18 protein-coding genes are annotated in these 17,790 nt (G+C 68.5%); 3 read left to right on the top strand and 15 right to left on the bottom strand.

Annotation, left to right across the window (positions count from 1 at the left end):
- Positions 1-34 precede the first annotated feature (34 nt).
- Positions 35-259 carry a hypothetical protein gene (locus ACQEVO_RS36080; RefSeq protein WP_432907353.1) on the bottom strand — a complete coding sequence of 75 codons (225 nt, stop codon included), beginning with the start codon at positions 257-259 and terminating at the stop codon, positions 35-37.
- Between the two features lie 169 nt (positions 260-428).
- On the opposite strand from ACQEVO_RS36080, the gene ACQEVO_RS36075 reads away from it, so the two are divergent.
- Entirely contained in the window at positions 429-638 is a 210-nt protein-coding gene (locus ACQEVO_RS36075; protein ID WP_432907351.1) for a hypothetical protein, read from the top strand.
- A 46-nt stretch (positions 639-684) separates the two neighbouring features.
- Here the strand turns inward: ACQEVO_RS36075 and ACQEVO_RS36070 are convergent, their stop codons facing one another.
- The 14 genes from ACQEVO_RS36070 to ACQEVO_RS36005 all read right to left on the bottom strand — a co-directional run bounded on the left by ACQEVO_RS36070 (position 685) and on the right by ACQEVO_RS36005 (position 15,744).
- On the bottom strand, positions 685-1,062 hold the full coding sequence (locus ACQEVO_RS36070) for a DUF7240 domain-containing protein (protein WP_432907348.1): 378 nt from the start codon (positions 1,060-1,062) through the stop codon (positions 685-687).
- Positions 945-1,487, bottom strand: coding sequence for a hypothetical protein (locus tag ACQEVO_RS36065; protein WP_432907345.1), 543 nt, complete (start codon positions 1,485-1,487; stop codon positions 945-947). The genes ACQEVO_RS36070 and ACQEVO_RS36065 overlap by 118 nt, the downstream gene beginning before the upstream one ends.
- A 55-nt stretch (positions 1,488-1,542) precedes the next feature.
- Positions 1,543-2,136 carry a DUF7172 family protein gene (locus ACQEVO_RS36060; RefSeq protein ID WP_432907343.1) on the bottom strand — a complete coding sequence of 198 codons (594 nt, stop codon included), beginning with the start codon at positions 2,134-2,136 and terminating at the stop codon, positions 1,543-1,545.
- A 2-nt stretch (positions 2,137-2,138) separates the two neighbouring features.
- Positions 2,139-2,735, bottom strand: a complete 597-nt coding sequence (locus ACQEVO_RS36055) for a DUF7172 family protein (protein ID WP_432907341.1) — start codon at positions 2,733-2,735, stop codon at positions 2,139-2,141.
- A 10-nt stretch (positions 2,736-2,745) separates the two neighbouring features.
- Positions 2,746-3,363 (bottom strand): DUF7172 family protein, encoded by a 618-nt coding sequence (locus ACQEVO_RS36050; protein WP_432907338.1) that lies wholly within the window; start codon positions 3,361-3,363, stop codon positions 2,746-2,748.
- Between the two features lie 2 nt (positions 3,364-3,365).
- Positions 3,366-4,028 (bottom strand): hypothetical protein, encoded by a 663-nt coding sequence (locus tag ACQEVO_RS36045; RefSeq protein WP_432907335.1) that lies wholly within the window; start codon positions 4,026-4,028, stop codon positions 3,366-3,368.
- Positions 4,025-5,623 carry a hypothetical protein gene (locus ACQEVO_RS36040; protein WP_432907332.1) on the bottom strand — a complete coding sequence of 533 codons (1,599 nt, stop codon included), beginning with the start codon at positions 5,621-5,623 and terminating at the stop codon, positions 4,025-4,027. The genes ACQEVO_RS36045 and ACQEVO_RS36040 overlap by 4 nt, the downstream gene beginning before the upstream one ends.
- A 29-nt stretch (positions 5,624-5,652) precedes the next feature.
- Entirely contained in the window at positions 5,653-6,036 is a 384-nt protein-coding gene (locus ACQEVO_RS36035; protein WP_432907330.1) for a phage tail fiber protein, read from the bottom strand.
- 118 nt (positions 6,037-6,154) lie between these two features.
- Positions 6,155-7,408 carry a sugar transferase gene (locus tag ACQEVO_RS36030; protein WP_432907328.1) on the bottom strand — a complete coding sequence of 418 codons (1,254 nt, stop codon included), beginning with the start codon at positions 7,406-7,408 and terminating at the stop codon, positions 6,155-6,157.
- Between the two features lie 7 nt (positions 7,409-7,415).
- Complete coding sequence (locus ACQEVO_RS36025; RefSeq protein WP_432907325.1) at positions 7,416-13,385, bottom strand: hypothetical protein; 5,970 nt, start codon at positions 13,383-13,385, stop codon at positions 7,416-7,418.
- 82 nt (positions 13,386-13,467) lie between these two features.
- Positions 13,468-14,040, bottom strand: coding sequence for a hypothetical protein (locus ACQEVO_RS36020; RefSeq protein ID WP_432907323.1), 573 nt, complete (start codon positions 14,038-14,040; stop codon positions 13,468-13,470).
- Between the two features lie 194 nt (positions 14,041-14,234).
- Positions 14,235-14,570 (bottom strand): hypothetical protein, encoded by a 336-nt coding sequence (locus ACQEVO_RS36015; protein WP_432907320.1) that lies wholly within the window; start codon positions 14,568-14,570, stop codon positions 14,235-14,237.
- Positions 14,567-15,436, bottom strand: coding sequence for an SAM-dependent methyltransferase (locus ACQEVO_RS36010; RefSeq protein ID WP_432907317.1), 870 nt, complete (start codon positions 15,434-15,436; stop codon positions 14,567-14,569). Before ACQEVO_RS36010 ends, ACQEVO_RS36015 begins: the two co-directional genes overlap by 4 nt.
- The gene (locus ACQEVO_RS36005; protein ID WP_432907314.1) at positions 15,433-15,744 is read right to left on the bottom strand and encodes a hypothetical protein; all 312 of its coding nucleotides are present in this window, start codon (positions 15,742-15,744) and stop codon (positions 15,433-15,435) included. The genes ACQEVO_RS36010 and ACQEVO_RS36005 overlap by 4 nt, the downstream gene beginning before the upstream one ends.
- A 532-nt stretch (positions 15,745-16,276) precedes the next feature.
- Here ACQEVO_RS36005 and ACQEVO_RS36000 point away from each other — a divergent pair.
- Complete coding sequence (locus ACQEVO_RS36000) at positions 16,277-17,476, top strand: helix-turn-helix domain-containing protein (protein ID WP_432907311.1); 1,200 nt, start codon at positions 16,277-16,279, stop codon at positions 17,474-17,476.
- Positions 17,473-17,709 (top strand): hypothetical protein, encoded by a 237-nt coding sequence (locus ACQEVO_RS35995; RefSeq protein WP_432907308.1) that lies wholly within the window; start codon positions 17,473-17,475, stop codon positions 17,707-17,709. Before ACQEVO_RS36000 ends, ACQEVO_RS35995 begins: the two co-directional genes overlap by 4 nt.
- The last annotated feature ends 81 nt before the right edge of the window (positions 17,710-17,790 follow it).

Below are 17,790 nucleotides of genomic sequence, written 5' to 3'. Positions count from 1 at the left end.
GGTGCACGTGCACCGGCGCCCCGGGCTCGATGTGTTAGACGCGGGGCGGCCAGTTCCAGTGGCCCGGCGTCGGCACCTCAGCGAACGGGATCTTGGCCTTGTTGCTGGTGCCGTCGCGGTACATGACGAACAGGTCCACTGTGGATCCGTCCTCGTGTACGTGCGTGATCTTCGCGGCGGTCGGGGCGGGCAGGAACTCGCCGCCTGGGGTGCCGTAGGTCTGGTAGTGGACATCGCGGGAGATCGACGGTTTCTGCATGCCCGGCACCGTACGAACCGGGCATGCACGGGCCTGGTCGCCTCGGTGCAGAGGGCACCACACAAAACCATTGTTGCAATTCACTACCCTAGTGTTGTAACGTATTACCCGTCGGGCCGGGGTCGGACCCAGATCGACAGGCAAATCACCACGACAGGAAGTGAATCCAATGCGAACCATCACCGCCACCACAGCCTCCGCCGACCGGATCATCGAATTCTTCGGCGAGAACGATCTCGACCACCTCACCACCGACCAGATCCGCGCCGAACTCGCCGCCACCTATCGGGAGCGCAACCACCGGATCGACAACGGGCTGGATGTCGAGGACCAGGAGTGGCGGATCGGCCGGTGTCGGGTCGCCCTCGACCGCCGCTGAGCGCCCAGCGCCCCGGCCCCTGAACGGGGCCGGGGCGCACTGCTGTTCACTTCCCAAACGCGGCGAACTGTGCCTGCATCGACCTGAACGAGGACATCTCCTCGTCGGGGGTGAAGCCCGCGACCGGCCCGGTTTCTGTCGGGTCCGGTTTGTAGAGGTCGCGGCGCAGACGCGCGAGTTCCTTGGAGTCCTTGCCCTCCTCAAGGATGCCCTCGACGATATCGAGCAGCTGGTGCATCCCGAGCTGGCGTAGCGGATCAGTAATGCCGGCCAGGGCAAGGCGGGCGCGGAGCTGCCGCCAGTTCTTTATCGTGACCGCGGCGAGGATCGCCGCGGCCCGGTAGGGCGGTTCGTGCCCAGCGTCATGATCCGTTTCATCAGATCGTCGTAGAAGTTCTCGTCGATCTCCCCGGCGTAGGTCCACTCCTTGATCTGCTGCACCGAGCGCGGTGAGACGTGGCGGTTCATGAAGTCCTGGAAGTCGCCGCGGCCGACACCGGCCTCACCGAACCCGAACACGCCCAGGTAGCGAACCGCGGCCGCGGGGGGTGCTTTGACCTCGACGCGTTTGCCGTGCAGCTCGATCACCAGGTGCGGCCACTCCGGCTCTTCCTCGGTGGTGAGGTCGACGGCCGCGCCGCTGCTGTCGATGACCTGCGGCTGGTCGTCGCGGCGAGCCAGGGCCGCCTTACGTTCATCCAAGCGCTCCTGCAGCCGGGCAACCTGCTCCTCGAGGGCGGCGGCCTCCTCCTCCGGGCTCAAGGTGTCCTGCGGCCTGGGGGTGTCTGCGGCTTCGGCCTTGTCGGCGTCGGCGGCGAAATCGGCGGACCCTTCCGGTGGCTCGAACATGTGTTTCCCCTTTTCGTTGGTGTCCCCGGCACGGTACGAACGAGGCGTGCACCGGTCAGGTGAGCGCGGGGTAGGCGAATATGTCGAGCTCGGTGTCGCCGGTGTCGATGAGGTTCTCGATCTCGGGCACGTACTCGGGTAGCGGGTCAGCCGACCAGGCGAGCCGCACGATGTACAGCGCGACCCGGACCTTGAGGGTTTCGCCGGCCGCGAGGGTGACGTCGGGGCCGATCGGGGTCGTGGTGCGGCCTTGCCGGTGCTCCCAGATACCGAACACCACCGCCGGGTCCAGGCCGCGGTCCATGCCGCCACCGTGCCTGCTGGTCGCCATGTTCGTCGCGGGGTCGGCCGGGGCGACACCGGATGCCCAGCCGCGGCGTTGTTCGACGACGAATCTCTTATTCGCGGTGGTGATGACCTGGCTGGCGTCGCGGGTGCACATGCCGTAGGCGTGCTGCGGGATCGGGGTGGTGTTGGTCCAGGCGAGTGTGAGGTCGTGGACGAGGATCTCGGCGGTGTCGGTGAGGGGGTCGATGAGATTGCCGGCGACGATGCCGGTTTCGACGTGGCGCCATTGCAGCCACGGGTGCGGGCCGATTACCCCGTCGGTGGTGTCGAAGCTATCGGGGTCGATGCAGGGTTCGGTCATGGTCAGATCACCTCCAGCAGCGGGGCGGCCAGCAGTTGCAGCCGCACCCAACGGGCGTTCACTTCCTGCATGGCGTTGCCGCCGGTGCGCCACTCCCCCGGTGTCGTGACGACGCATTGGTAGCGCACCTGCACGGTTTCGCCGGCGGCGATCGCGCCGAGGGCGTCGATGGTTTGCCAGTCGTCCCAGTCGTTGAACAGGCGCGCGTACCAGTGGAACCGGGAGCCGAGCAGGGTGGGTGTGGTTTTCAGCCGACCCGCGATGCCGTCGGTGGTCACCGGCGGTACCGGCGCGTTCGGGCTGAGCCCGATATCCCAGGACACCGCATCGGAGAGGACGACCGTGTTCGCGTTTCCGGAGACGATGCTCCGCGGCGCACGGTGGGTGATCAGGTGCAGGGACTGCCATGCACCGCTGGTGTTGGTCCAGATCAGGTCCGTGTCGATTACCGGTACCGGGTCGGGTGCCTGCCCGACTTGGCCGTCCGCGGAGGAGGTCGCGAACCGTTCGGCGGGGATGTAGGGCAGCCATGCTTGGGCGAGGTCGGTGCCGCGCTGGGTGGACAGCATGTATTCGGTGGTGCAGATTTTCAGGCTCACCTCGGGGCTCCTACTGGATCGATGGGTCGAGCGTGGGCGCCGCGAACAATTGGAGACGGACGCTGCGGGCGTGGGCCTCGTGCAGCGGCTGCCCCTCGGATGCGTTGGGAGACCACGGCGGCGGGGTCCACACGTAGCAGCGATAGTGCGCATTGAGCGTCGCCCCTGCCGGGAGCGGGTCGGGCAGCCAGTTGTCCGAACTGCTCATGTCGTGGTGCAGATAAAGGCGCCCGTAGTCCGGCTGGCCCGCGTTATCGGTGCCGGTATCGAAGCTGGTCCCCATCTGGCTGTTCACCAACCGCGACGGGTCCGGTGTCCGTGGTGTGGCATCGACCGCTGTTTCCCAGGCTTCCCGGAACTGGACCGCGTTCGGTGTGCTGGTGATGATCGACCGGTATGCGCGGGTGACGCGCAGCAGCATCAGCGACGGCAGCGGCGAATCCGACACCCAGGAAACCGTTTGGTCGATCATCAGTTTGCCGGGCAGCCGGGTCTGCGCGGTGAGCGCGCCGTCGCCGGTGGAGGTGCCGGTGACATCGGCGACGAGCCGGAACACGCTCCAGGGCGCGATACCGAGCTGGCCTCCAACGATCGTCAGATTGCGGGAAACGCATACGTCGTTTGCCATGGTCAGCCTCTCGAGGTCATCGATAGGGACAGCGCCGTGGGAACCGCTGTGCTGAAAACGGAAGCCGCACCGATATTGCGGGCACCACCGACGCCAACAGCGGTGAGCGCCACGCCCTGGCCGGCGGCGAGGTACAGCTGCCCGACCACGGTGACCGGGATCCAGCCTGCGCCGGCACCCTCGTAGACGCGGCCGCCGAGGCGGGTGACACCCTCGACGGTCACGGCCGCCATCAGGTACGCGCCACCGAGTTCGAACCAGACGGTCGCGCTGACGTCGTAGGGCCCGGTTTCGGGTGCCACGACCGCGGGCGCGAGACCGCCGCCGGTGCCCCAGTCCCCGATCTGGTTGCTGATGCCGTCGAAGATGACCGGGCCGCCGGACGCAGGGATCGACTGCAGCCCGGTCCGTACCGCGGTGATCGACGGCAACGCTTGCACCGTGACCGCTTCCGGATCGACTCCGCTCGGCGGCCGCGTAGCGAGAATGCGTGAGCCGCCGTCGCGGTGGGAGCCGGCCAGGTTGCCGTCCTGGTCGGTCCACAGCACCCATTCCCCGCAGCGCACGGAGTCCGGGTGCTCGGCCAGGTCCAGGCGGCGCTCGGTGTCGCGCGACCACTCGGCGTCGGTCCGCGGCGGATCCTTGCGTTCGGTGGTGCCGGTCATCCCGCCGCCCCTCCCAACTCGATCGGCCGCGCGATCGCATCCAGCGTGACCCGCACATCACGAGCGCCGGCGGACCACGCGACCTCAACGGTTTTCAGCCGCATCCGCGTGGACAGTCCCGCCGAGGACGCGTGCACAACGAACACGTTGCCGGGCACCAGGTCCGACGTTTTGATGGGTGCCTCGGGGTGCAGGCTCGCGCCGGACGGAACCTCGAGCATGTCGCGTATGGCGCCGATATCGCGCAGGTATTGGCGGGCGGCCGCGGTGACGTTGCTCGCGCCGCGCATGTTGTCCAGGCTCCACATCGCCTGCAGGTGCAGGCCGGCCATCTCGATCCGCTCGGTGTGCGCCCAGTTCTGGCCTTGGACGCGGACGTCGTTGGCTGTGCGTTTCCCGGACCGCACGCGCCGCAGCCCGACCATGAAATCGCACTCGTCAAGTTCGGCGACCACGACATCCGGCGGGGTGCCGAGGATCGGTCGGCCGGCGACCACGGTCCAGTCCAGGCCGCGTTGCACCAGCTCGTCCATCGCCTGGTGCAGCATCTTGGAATCGGTGGTGGTGGAGTAGTCGTAGCGCTCCTCCGACAGAGCCGGCAGCACGATGGGGCGGGCGTCGATACCGTGCAGGTCCAGCATCGCCTGCCACAGATCGGCAGCGATCGGGGCGAGGTCGAGCCGCTGCCAGGACCGGGTCGTCGGCACCCGGGTGTACCACTGGAAGCCCCCGACATCGCGGGCGTCGATACGGGTAGCGCCGGTCACCAGTTCGGTGCTCACCTCATGGATCGACCCGGACCACACCTTCTCGCCGTCCTCGTAGAGGTCGATCCAGTGCAGCCACGGAATGAGATCGCCGGCGTCGATATCGAACGTTTGGATCTCAGCGCGCGTGACCTGGCTGCGGTCACGGGACCACACGATGTCGGTGGTCTCGTCGCATGCGACCCGTCCGACCGGGCGCCCGTCGACGGTGCGGACACCGATGGAGATATCGGTCGGGCCACCGGCCAGCGGGATCCCCGCGCCAGGGGTCCACGCGACCGCGGCCTCGACCGACCATCCCCACCCGACAGTGACCTCGGCATCGGCGTCTGCCGCCACATGCACATCGGCGTCGATGCTGTATCCGATCCCGATATCGGTTCCGGTGGGTCGGTCCGCGGCCGCGGCCGCCTCAACCTCCCACCCGACCCCGACAGTCGTGCCGGCCTCGATCTTCGGGATGAACTCGACCCACGTTTCGGTCGCGCCAGCGGCGACGGTGCGCTGCAGGAACGAGGACGCGAAGCCCTGTAGGTCGATGGTGTCGCCTGCGCTCACCGTGACATCGACCGTGCCGATGGTGGCGGTGTTCACGGTCAACAACTGGGTGCCGTTGAGCCGGACCCGGAACTGTTGTGTCCCACCGATGCTGGTGAAGTTGCCGCGGAATCGAATTGTCCCCAGGGCGTTGGCGTCCATCACCAGTGTGTTTCCGCCGGAGATCACGGTGGCGGGGAATCCGGCGCGGATCACGAAGGACGTCAAGGTCGTCCATTGGTTCGCGGTGATGGCCTCGGTGCCGGACTTGTTCATGCCCATGGACGACATGCGCTACCTCCTCCCTGACCGGCCGGCGCTTACGTTGCGGGGGTGGTGGTGGCGACCGTGCACTTGATCAAGGTGAGCGTGTCCCCGGAAGCGACGGGCCGCGGATTGTCCAGCACTCCGGAGGCCAAGAAGTTGCCCGCGGTCGGGTCGTCGTGCAGGGAGATGTGGGTGATGTTCTCGGTGGCGGTCATCGACCACGACCCGGACACCGATGACAGGGTCATCGAGCCACCGCTGGCGGCGTTGAGAGTGACCTGTACCCGGGTGGTGACCGCGGAGGCTTGCGCGGTCCCGTTGGCGCCGGGGTCACCGATATGCAGCTTCGCCCAGATCCCGGCCACGGGCGGCGGGGCCACACCCCGCAACCAGTCCAGGGTGGGGTTGGCAACGTTGGGGACGCTGACTCCTACCATCGCTATTCCTCGCCCTCCGTGGTGTCGGTGTCGCCCGTGGTGGTTTCGGCGCGGGTGTGGGCGACCGCGGCCTGCACGGTCAGACCGAGCCCTACGGTCGGTGTCTGGGTGGTGTCGCTCATGCGGTCCTCCCGGTCGTGGTCACTGAGACGGTGTAGTCGGCGCCGGGCGCGGATTGCGCCACCAGCTCCCAGCAGCCCGGCCCCAGCATCGTGCCGCGCCAGGGTGCACCCGACGGGGTGCCGATGATCCCGTGCTGCCGCACCCGCTGCCCGCCGATCACCGCGACCCCGCGCCCGGTCAGGGAGTCGGCGATCACCGTCGACCCCGCCGGTAGACCGGTGACCGACATTTCCCCGGTGATGTCGCAGACGCTGTCGGTGCCGCAGGGCCGCCACCAGAACTGGACGGTGGTGTCGGTTGCGCCGGCGGTGACCGACAGCGATACGGCGATATCGGTGCAGTCGCCGATATCGCTGAGATCCAGAATCCAAGTACGGGTTTCGATCGCGCACACCGGCAGACAGCCGCCGCACTCGGGGGTGGGCGCGGGGCTGAGATCGATCCTCTGCGGTGGGCACACCGTCGACCACAGCTCCGGCAGCTCGCAGGTGGCGTCGGTGCAGTCGGGGGCGTGGGCCCATTCGATCTGGGCGACCTCATCGGTATTCCACACCACAGCGTGCGTGGTGGATGCCGTCCACTCGTACGGATCCAGCGCGGCCATTTCCCACTCCACGCGCATCAGACTCGCCTGCTGATTGCTCTTGGTGGGTCGGCCGGCGACCTCGCGTTCGACCGCGCTGCTGGTGAGTACGACGCGGCGCAGGGAGCGCTCGAGGCCGGCCGCGGTGCCGTCCTCCGGGTGGGCGACGAGGTACCGCAGGACCTGCGGGTTACGCGCGGCGCGGAGCTGGCAGTTCAACCATCGCAACCCGAAGCTGGCGCCGCGGTGGGTGCACGCCCACACCAGCGCCGAGAAGCTCAGCGTGCGGTAGGTGTCCCGGTGGCGGCCGGCCACACCGCCGGCGCACACAGCGTCGGCGATATCGCGGGCCACCGGCACCGCACCGAACCCGTCCGCCGACATGACCCACACCCCGTAGAACTCACCGGACGCCGGGTTCGCCGGGTCGTACCAGGGGGCGGTGGTGATGTCGGTGTAGTCCGGGTCGCTGAGGTAGTCGGCCAGCCCGGGCCAGGAATCGTCGTAACCGACCGACAGATTCCGGCACGGCACACACGATGCGCCGGCGAAGGCGACCGCGTCCTGGGTCGGTGCGGCGGGCGGCCCGGCCAAGGCGACCACGCGGCTGCTGTTGGCCAGCTCGAGTTCGCCCAGTTCCAGCCACCCTCGGAAGATGCTGCTCATCGCGCTCCTACTTCGGCATCAGGGACAGCAGGCGGTCCTGCACCCGGTCCGGATCTGTTCGCTGGCCGTGCATGTGGATCGGTGCGTGGATCGTGGTGCGGCGGATATTGCTGGACTCGAGGTGGTCAGCGATCACCCCGAGCCGGTCGTAGCTCGAGGTCTCCCGCGGATCCAGTACCCGCTCCGGCAGGTTCGTGTCCTTGACCATCAGGCCCTTACCGATAGCGACACCGCCGGAGTCGAAGCTGTCGATCGCGGCGCCGGCACCGATCGCCAGAGTCGAGGTGAAGATCGCCGCAGCCCCGGCGAGTGCAGCACCGACCACGGCGCCGATCGCCGCACCGATCACGGTGCCGATACCCGGGATGATCGACCCGATAGCCGCACCGATGGCGGTGACCGCGAGCTGGATCATCGCCCCGAGGATCGCGGTCATGATCGGGATCACCACCGCGGTCATCAAATACCGCAACACCGCCTTGATCAGCTCGCGGTTGATGCGGTTCTGCTCGTGCATCACCTTTTCGAAGCTCGATTGGTTGCGCTGCATCAGCACCGCGGTATCCGACACCAACCGCCCGGACTCGTCGAACGAGCCGGTGAGATCACCGCGGAACTCGCGGATCTCGTCGAGGGTGTTGATGAGAGTGTCCTCGATCTCGATCACCACACCGGTCAGGTTCACGATGGTGTTGACCAAGGTGCCGCCGTCGATGTCCTGCCCGAGCACGCCGCGGCTGCGTCCTTCCCCGACTCGCGACGGCCGCTGCTGAAGGGCGGCGTTGGCGACGTCCTGGGCGACCTGCTGGAACGCCTGGGTGGCTGAGTCCGCGACGGAGACCACGGCTTCCGATATCGCCGCGGCAGCGTCGAACGCCGAGCCGGGTGCACCGAACGGGACGGCCGCGGCCGCCGGGTCGTTGCCCGCGGACTCGTACACCGCCCGCGTCGTCTGATCGGTGCCCGCCCGCACCTCGGCGAACCCGGCATCGAGCCAGCCCTGCAGCACACCGATCGCCGCATCCATCGCGGATTGCACCGTCGGCACGAGCACATCCGCGCCGAGCAACCCGGCGACCCGCATCACTTCGTCGCGCACGGCCTGCATCTGCTGCACCATCACCGCCTCGGCCGAGGACGTGGTGCGTTCGATCAGATCCCTGGTGTCGGACAGGATCCGGCCCTGCTCGTCGAGCATCATGTGCGTCTGCTCGTCGGCGACCGACGGCTGCTCGGCCGGCTGCGCCGGATCCACCGGCTGCCCGGCGCCGGGTGGTGGGTTGGTGATCGCGTCGGTGACGGCGGTGCCGACATCGCCGGCGACTTGCTGCCCGACCTGTGAGGCCGCACCGAGCGTGGCATCGGCGAACGCCGGTGCGGCGTTCTCCATCCCGGTCTGCACCGCCGCGGGCAGCGACCCGCCGCCGGTAGCGTCGGCCAGCTCCGCGAAGTTGGTCACGTGCACCGGGACCGGGCCGACACCGATCGCACCCAGCAGGCCCCCGACATCGCCACCGGTTTGGAACCGCGGCACAGCACTGTTCATCGCCCGCAGGATCGGTCCGAATACGCCGACCGCGCGCCGGTTCATCACGAACTCGCCCGGCTCCAGCAGCGCCGGCACGATATCGCCGGTGCCGGCGCCCGGGATCGGGCCACCGGTCTGCCGGCGGAACGGGTTCAAGGTGTCGACCATCGAGCCGATACCGCTGAGCGCGTTCTGCGCGCCCTCCCACGCCGCGGGCAGCAGATCGCCCAGGCCGCCGACCATGGTGGAGAGGACCTCGACCGCCTTGCCTTCGAGGGTGTCGAGGACCTGCGGCGGGATCTCGCGCCACCGCGGCGGCGGCGCACCGATCGCCGCGACGATGCCGTCCCGGATCGGGTTGGTGATCGTGGCGAACACCTCGCGGATCCGGTCCGCGACGAACCCGGCCTGGTGCTCCGGAGACGGGCCCACCGACCCGCCCGTCGACGGCTGGAAAAATCCGTTGGCACCGATGGGCAGCCCGTAGAGGGAGGCGAAATCGGTGACCGGGGTACCGCGCCCGTAGTGCACATCGCCGAGCGCGCCGCCGGACTCCACCCTGGCGGCGGGGATCCCGAGTTCGGGGATGCCGCGCAGCTCGCCCGCGGTGTGCCCGCCGCCCGGACCGCCGGGGTCGTCGGTGATACCGACCAGCATCCCGACGCCCTCGCGCAGATTCTTGACCAGGCCTTGCGCACCCTTCGACGGATACCCAGCGAAACTCGAGGTGGCCCAGTACCGCTGCCACGGGTTCATGCCCAGGATCGCGGCGATGGTCGAGCCGATCAGGCCGGAGCAGTCGAAGCTGTCGCCGACCCAGCGAGGGCCGGCCCACTGGTACGGGCGCCCGTCCTGGGCCCGCGCGAAGTCGTGGCCACGCTTGAGCTGGTGCATCCACGGCATGACCGCACCGCCGCTCCGGAACGCAAGCAACGGGTCGAACAAGCCTTCGGGGCTGACGTTCCCGATGCCTTGGGTCCGGACGGCGGCGCCGTAGGCGGAGAGATTGTCGCGGCCGAGCTGCGTGATGATCCGCCCGTTGTCCCAGGTGAACGGCACGCCCCTCGCGATCATGTCGCGGATCGCATACAGAATGTTCTGCCCGCCGGCGCGCAGGACCTCGGCGGCAGTGACAACGTGCTCGCCGCGAGACAGGCGAGCGTCAATGCTGTCGCTGGTCCCGGAGCCCGCACCCCAGACCGCGCCGCCGCGCCGGAACCCGAGCACAACCGGATCCATCGGTTCAAGGCCGGGCAGGAAGTCGGCGACGGTGTTCCATGCCTTCCGCAACCCGTCGTTCCAGACCGTGTTGACGACGAACCGGACCGGTACCGCGGCGGCTTCTTTCAGTCCGTCCCAGGCTTTGCCGATGGCTTCGATCCCGGTGGAGAACCAGCCCTTGACGGTGTCGAGGCCGCGGCCGAGGGCGGGGAACGCGGTATCGACCAGCCAGTTGATGGCGCCGCCGATCACGGTCTCGATCACCCAGGTGACGACATCGCCGATGGTGTTGAAAATGCCGGTGACGAAGGGGGCGAGGAAGTTCAGCGCCGGGACGAGGATGGTGTTGACCGCGAAGTCCACGAACCAGATCAGGGCCTCGGACAGTTTCATGATGACCGGGACGAGCGCGAGGATGACCTGGACCAGCGGCGGGAGGAGGTCCGCAGCCAGCTGCGCGATGACCGGCAGCAGCGGCAGCGCCGCCTGCACGATGCCCATGAAGGCGGTAATGAGCTGGGGCAGCACCGGCGCGAGCTGCGTGATGGCATCCGCCAGGGCCTGCCCGATGATCATTGCCACTTCGGCGATGACCGGCGCGACCATCCGGAACACCGGCAGCAGGGCGTCCACGAGCTGCGAAATGACGGGCGCGAACGCCTGGAAGATCACCGTGAGGGCAGGCGCCAGGGACTGGACCAGCAGTGAGATGACTTCCGCGACGTAGGGCAGGATCGGCGCGATGGCTTCGAGCAGCGCATTGAAGGCGGTCAGCAGCGGGCCGAGCGCTGGGGCCAGGGCCTCGACCGCGTGAATCAGGGCCTGCCCGACGGTGATCGCGATCTGAGCGAGGATCGGCATCAGCGGCGACAGGGCGTCGCCCAGGGTTTGGAGCAGGACCTGGACCACGGGCAGGATTGGGACGAGCGCATCGGCCAGCGCGGAAATGAGAGTGGACAGACCGGGCATGATCGCGGTCAGGCTGTTCGCGAATACGGCGCCGATTTCACCGAGGGCCGGAGCCACAGCCACAAGGGCCTGCCCGAGGGACTCGAACAAGGGCCGGAGGGTGGGGAGCACCTGGGTGGCCATGGTCCCGAGTGAGGCGATGAGGCTGCCGAGGAGCGGCCCGACGCCGCGGAGGGCGTCGGCGAACCCGACCATGATCTGGTCGAGCATCCCGCTGTTCGCCATTTGCGTGAAGACGCCGCCGATCGATTCGCCGATGCTGGCGATGGCCGAGCCGACGTTCTCCATGTGCGGCGCGACCGCGGTGGTGAAGTCGAGCCAGCCCTGCGTCAGTCCGCCGGTGCCCGAGGTGAGGCCCTTGATCAATCCCTCGGAGGCGGCGAGGGAGTTGTTGATCAGGGCGATTCCGCGCTCGGACTGCAGGAAGTTCGCGGCCTGGATCGCGGCTGCGTTGAACGCGCCGGCGACACCGTTCATCGAGTCCTGGATTCCGGGCAGCGTGACGTTCGCGGTCTGGGTGAGTTCCTCGCCGAGGTTGGCGAACAGGTTGTCCTGGACGGCGTCGCTGAACGCTTCCCACGCGGGTTTCGCGGCTTGCGCCGCTAGCACGAACGCTGCCGCGTTCGGGCTCAGCTCCGCCAGCGCCTGGCTCGCCTTCTGCGCGCTCGGCAACGCCTTGGTCTGCGCGTCGGTGAGCGCGGCCTGCGCCTGCGTCAGCTGAGCTTCCGCGTCGGCCAAGCGCTCGTCGGCCTGCGCCTGCCGCTCCCGCACCGCGACGACCTGGTCGCTGCCTTCGATCCCCTTCTTCTCGGCATCGGCCAGCTTCTCGGCGTTGTCGGCGTTGCGGTCCTGGACCTCCTCGAGACGGATCTGCGCGCCGATCACCCGGTCGACCGCTTCCTCACGTGCCCGGGCATCGAACGGGTTTGTCTCGGCGAGTTCTCGCTGAGCATCGGCCAGGTCGCGGGCGGCCTGCCGCTCGTCGAGGACGCCGCGGCGCGCGCTGCGGTGGTAGTCCTCGAGCTGCTCGGTCGCGTCTTTCCGGGCCCGGGTGAGGTCCTCCTCGATGGACAGCGCGTCACGCTTGGCGTCCCGGACCGCGCGCTCGGCCATGGTGACCTGCTGGGTGGCGGCGGCTACCGCCTTCGCCTGCGCTTCGGCCTCCCGTGGCGCGTTCTCCGATGCGGTAGCGACGGCATCGAATGCGTCCTTGACGCCCTGCAGCCCGACCGTGATCACGCCGATGGCCGCGCCGAACGCGGGCGCGAGCGCCGCGGCCCCGAGGACCAGGCCGCCTATCGCGCCCGCGGCCAGGCCCGCCGCGCCGACGATCGCGGCGAGGCCGGCTCCGACCGCGGCGATCCCGCCGGCGGTGCCGGCAACGCCGCGTAGCGATCCGAGCAGGCTGCCACTCGATGCGGCGGCCCGGTCGAGGATGCTGCGGTCGATATCGACGTTGACGTGCTGGGTGATCGGTGGCTGTGTGAGCGCCTCGAGCTGCTGGCGCAGCACCACCATGTCGGCGATAGATGCGCCGCCGTCGACGTCGACGGGGATGGTGATCCGCCAGTCGTTGCCTTGCTGTAGCGCCGCCAGCTCCGCGTCCACCCGTTGCGCGAACCCGGTGAAATCCGGTGTGGCATCGACGGCGAGCGGGCCGTTGAGCGCCTGGTCCACGTCGAGGGTGACCCGCTGCCGGAGATCCGGTTCGGTCAGCGTTTCGAGGTCCTGGCGGACGAGCGCCATTTGCGCGATGGCGCCGGCACCGTCGACGTCGATCGGGATCACGATCGGCGTCGCCTGCGCCCGCATCGTCGCCTGGGCGGCCTGGAATTCCGCGAGCGCGGCGGCGATGTTGAGATCGACGTCCCAGGTGATCTGCTGGCGACCCGGCGCCGCGGACGCTTGCTGCGCGTCACGGTTTACGTCGATGTCGACCTGTTGGCGGATCGGGGCGGCGGCCGCCTGCATCAGGTCGTGCACGGCCCGCACCTGGTTGACCGCGCCAGCGCCGTCGACGTCGAACCCGACTTGGATCCGGTGGCTGTTGGCGTAGCGCTGGGCTTCGTCGATCCCGCGGGCGACTTCGGCCTGCAGATCGCCAGCGAGTTCGGCGGTGACCTGCAGCGCGGTGCGGGCGAGGTCGCGCTGCACTTCGCGCATGGTGTCGGCGACCGCGGCCCGTAGGGCCCGCTCGAAGGAGTCGTCGTCGAACTCGGCTTCGACTTCGACTCGGATGGACCCGACGGGACTGGTCATGTGGCCGGACCGTACGAGCCGGGGGTGCACGCAAAAGGCCGCCGCCAGCGTTGCTGCTGGCGGCGGCCCTCGAGCTACAGGGTTATCCCGTGATCGGGATGCGGTGTGTTTCCCGTGGTGTGCGGGTGTCCCAGATATCGGACATCAGCAGCGACGACGCGGGATCGGACACGTCGACCAGGACCCAGCCGCGGTACTTCGCGTTCGCGGTCCAGTTCTTGTCGAAGGTCTCGCGGTCGGCGATGCACAGATCGTTCGCGGCCGGCATGTCCTTGGTGTAGCCGTCGGGCGCGAGTTCCTGGAACCACTGGTCGGAGATGTATTTCAGCGGCGGATTACCGGTGGTCGCGACGTCGAGTTCCAGCGCGACGCGCGTGCCGGCCGCCGGTTCGACGGTCCCGAACTGGGTGGCGCACTGCGGGTCGACCTCGATCGACACCACCGTCACGGTAGCGGTGGGACCGTTCTGGTTGCTGATCTCGAACGGCGTCCCGACAGCGACATCGATCGGGGCGCTGGCGCCGGTGTCGGCGGTGACGGGGGTGGTGGCCAAGGCTGCCGTAGCGGTGTCGGTGTCGTCGGATGAGCAGCCGGCGAGGGTGAGGATCGCCGCGGCCGCGAGGGCGGCGGCGACCATGGGTCTGAGTCTGGGCAAGGGGAGATCTCCTGGATCTGTGTCGTGGTGTCGATATCGGCCGATCCAAAATACGGCGACTGCAGGCGTTTCGGACCCGGTTGCGATATCGGGGCCGGCTTGATCACGGTCGGCGCTCCGATGCATGCGGCGCACAGCAGGACCGGCGCGGCCGCGGCCAGAGCCGCGACCGCGTCGCCGAGGAGCGCCCACATCTATTGGCCGCCGTCCTCTGTGAAGAACACGCCACGGTTGAGGACCTTGTCGGTTTCGGTGTCCAGGACGGCGAGCATGATCCGCAGGACACCGGGCGGGCCGCCGACGTGGTCGGGGTTCGGCATGATCACCGCGGTGGCGCCGGCTTCCCGGATGTCGTAGGACACGGTGAGGAAGTCGACGGACTCGACGATGTGGATCATCGTCGGGACCATTGCGAACCCGTACCGGGCTGCGAGTGAGCGGATGTCGCGCTCGCACTGGTCGACATCGGGGACGCGGCGCGTGTCGATCAGGCCGATCGCCATCGGCTGCTCTATATCTCTGCGGTTCATCCGACGCTCCGCAGGGCGGTGCCGCCGCGCCGCTTGTAGGCGATGCCGCCGACCATCAGTGTTTCGGGCGCGGTCCGCTCATGGCCCGACGGTCCTTCGGGCCACCAGTCGTCGAGTTCGACCAGGCCCGGGTGGACCAGCTTGAGGCCGGCGAACAGGTCGAGGATCTGTTCGCGGGTGCGGAACCAGCCGGACCCCAGGCCGCCGAGGAACGCCTTCTCCAGTTCGCGTGCGAGCGAGTGCCGTTCGGGATCCGCGGGCCCGGGATCGAGGTAGTGGGTGATCGCGATATAGGAGCCGGCGGGCAGCAGGTTGGCGTACCGGGTCATGATCTCGGCGGGCTGCTGGTCGTCACCGATGTGGGGCAGTATCCCGGTGAGCAGCAGCGCGATCGGCCGGTCGAGGTCGAAGTAGCCGCGGCAGCTGGATTTCAGGATCTCCTCCGGGTTGGTGAGATCTCCGGGCAGGTAGCGGACATTTTCGGCCGCCAAAAGGACTTGGCCGTGGGCCACGCATACGGGGTCGCTGTCGATGTAGAGGACGTGGACGTCGGTGCGGTCCCACTCCTGCGCGTACTGGTGGGTGTTCCGGAATGCCGGGAGCCCGGCGCCGAGGTGTATGAACTGGTGGATCTCGGCGTTCTGGGCGAGGAACCGGGTCGCTCTCGCGAGCCATGCCTGGTTACGGAGGTGGACGTAACCGAAATTCGGTGCGATATCGGTGATCGCTCTCCACGCCAGAATGTCGACGCTGTAGTTGTCTTTCCCGCGGAGGCTGTAGTTGTAGACGCGGGGGATGCTGGGCCGCGTCACGTCCACGGCGACGGCTGGCCGGCGTGTGGCGGGGGTTCGGACGGCTTCGCTCAATGCTTCGCCTCCTCGTATCGGGCGGCCAGCCGGTGGCGTGGGCACTGGTGGCCGCGGTGCAGGTGCATGACGTGCTGCGCGTGCGGGTAGCTGCGGATCGGATCTCGGTACAGGCATTCACCGGGCAGCTCCGGCGCCCGTTCACGGGGCAGCTCCGGGGCGCGCAGCGCCGTGGCGATCTGCTGCAGCAGGGAGTGGCCGGGTAGGTCGGGGGCCCGCAGTGCTGCGGCGATGTGCTGCAGCATGGGGAGGTCGACGTCCGCCCAGTCTGCGTCGGCGTTGATGCTGGGCAGTACGGCCGTGGTCACTGGTGGTCCTCGCAATATTGCGCGGCCACCCGGTACCGCGGGCACCGGTGTTTGGCGTGGTCGGAGCGCACGTTCAGTGCGTGGACGTATCCGCGGACCGGTTCGGTGGATCTGCAGGCGGTGGGGTGATCGAACGCGCGGAGTGCGGAGGCGACGCGGGCGAGACGGATCCGGTTGCGGCTGTGCCACACCCGTAAGGACGCGGCTATCGACGGGTCGCGGGCCGGTCTCACGGGCAGTGTGGGTAGCTCCTGGCGCATCGGGGTTACCTCGCGTTTTGGTTTCAGGTTTTGGAGTCACCCGGTGTATGCGACAGTGGCTTTACAGCTGGTTGTAGTTGCTGAAAGGAACACAGGTACCGGGTGACGTGTCGAGGATGTCGTGCCTGATGCGGTCAACACCGGCCTCTACCCGGCCAAAACCGGCCACGGACAACTGCAGTCGGCGCGACCACTACTCCTGAGGGGTCCGGATGGCTAGCTTCACTGCATGGACTGGTGACAGCGCACGCGCACTGCGCGCCGCTTACCGAATGAGCCAGCCACAATTCGCCGCCTCCCTCGGCATCGGTGAACGCACGGTGCGCCGATGGGAATCCGGCGGCAACATCAGGCCCGACCACCAAGCCGCGTTGGACACCATGCTGCACAGGGCATCCGCCGAGGTGCGGCATGCGTTCCAGCGGTTGCGGACCGACACCCAGGAGGACGATGTGGACCGCCGGAAGTTTCTGATCTCAGCCGCGCTCGGCGCCGGCGGACTATCGACACTCGGTGTCGCCGACAACCCGGCGCGCGTCGAGTGGCTGATGTCCGGCGCCGGCCGCCCCGACACCTGGGCGGTGGAGCGGGTGCGCAGCACTCTGTATGAGTCGATGCTCATCGACGACGCGCTGGGATCTCCGGCCGCGCAGGGGATGGTGATCGCACAACAGCAGCTGACCGAGGCCCTGCTGGAGTCGTGCCCGGAACCGTTGCGCACCGACCTCGTTGCGTTGCACGGCGAGTGGCTCGGGTTCGCCGGGTGTCTGGCGTGGGATCAGGGCGACCATTCGACCGCGGCCCGGCTCTACCATCGGGGCCGCGATCTAGCCCACGATGCGGAGGACAGCGACGGCGCCGCCTATATGCTCGCGCACCTGTCGCAGCTGGCGCTGTGGCAGAAACGTCCGCGGGTCGCGGTGGACCATGCGGTCGCCGCCCAATCATGGGTTGCCCGGTCGGCCGATATCGCGTTGCGCGCCTACATCTCCATGCGCGCCGCCGACGCGTACGCCGCGTCCGAGCAGGAGGCGGCGGCGATGGCCGCGCTCGATGCGGCCGAACGCGACCTCGAGAAGGTACCGGCCGCGATGGGGCCGGCCGATTCGCGTGCGTACTTCGCCGACCGGGCCCTGATGATCTCGTTCCGCGGCGGGTGCCTGTCGATGCTGGGGCGGCACGCTGAGGCGGTGGAGGCGTCCCGGGCCGCGGTGGAGGCGATCGATCCCACCCGCACCCGGGACCGGGCGATGGTGATGCTCGAGCTGGAACGCGCACTGATCGGGGTCGGTGATGTCGACGAGGCCGCCGCGGTGGTGGCCGATGCGGTACAGATCACCGACCAGAACCGGTCGCCTCGTCTCGCGTCGGCGATCCTCGATGGCCGGCGCGCGTTGTCGCCATGGGCCGGTTCGACCGCGGTCCGCGCTCTGGATGGGGAGCTGGCGCGCCGGGATATGGTGTTGGTGTGAAGTCGAGGCAGCCAGGTGCTGAAGCGGCGGCCCGCGTGGAGCAGGCCAGGGCCGAGGCCCGCGCCGCTGAGCAGGAACGTAATCGCCGGTTCGTCGAGGCCGTGGGGGATGCCGAGCCGGTGCCGCTCGAGCTGGCGGAAGAGTATGGGTTGACCGGGCGTGAGGCGGTGCACATCGTCAACGCGGCCCGGTCCGGGACGCGGGCGATGCGTTCTCGTTTGTTCGGCAACTGATGTTGCAATTCACTACCCTAGTGTTGTAAAGTATTACTTGTCGGACCGGGGTCGGACCCGGACCGACAGGCAAATCACCAA

Origin of the sequence: Nocardia sp. CA-290969 (assembly GCF_050936135.1) — a bacterium.
Taxonomy (GTDB): domain Bacteria; phylum Actinomycetota; class Actinomycetes; order Mycobacteriales; family Mycobacteriaceae; genus Nocardia.
Note: the sequence above shows the minus strand (reverse complement) of the source record. Positions and strands in the feature narration are given on the sequence as shown.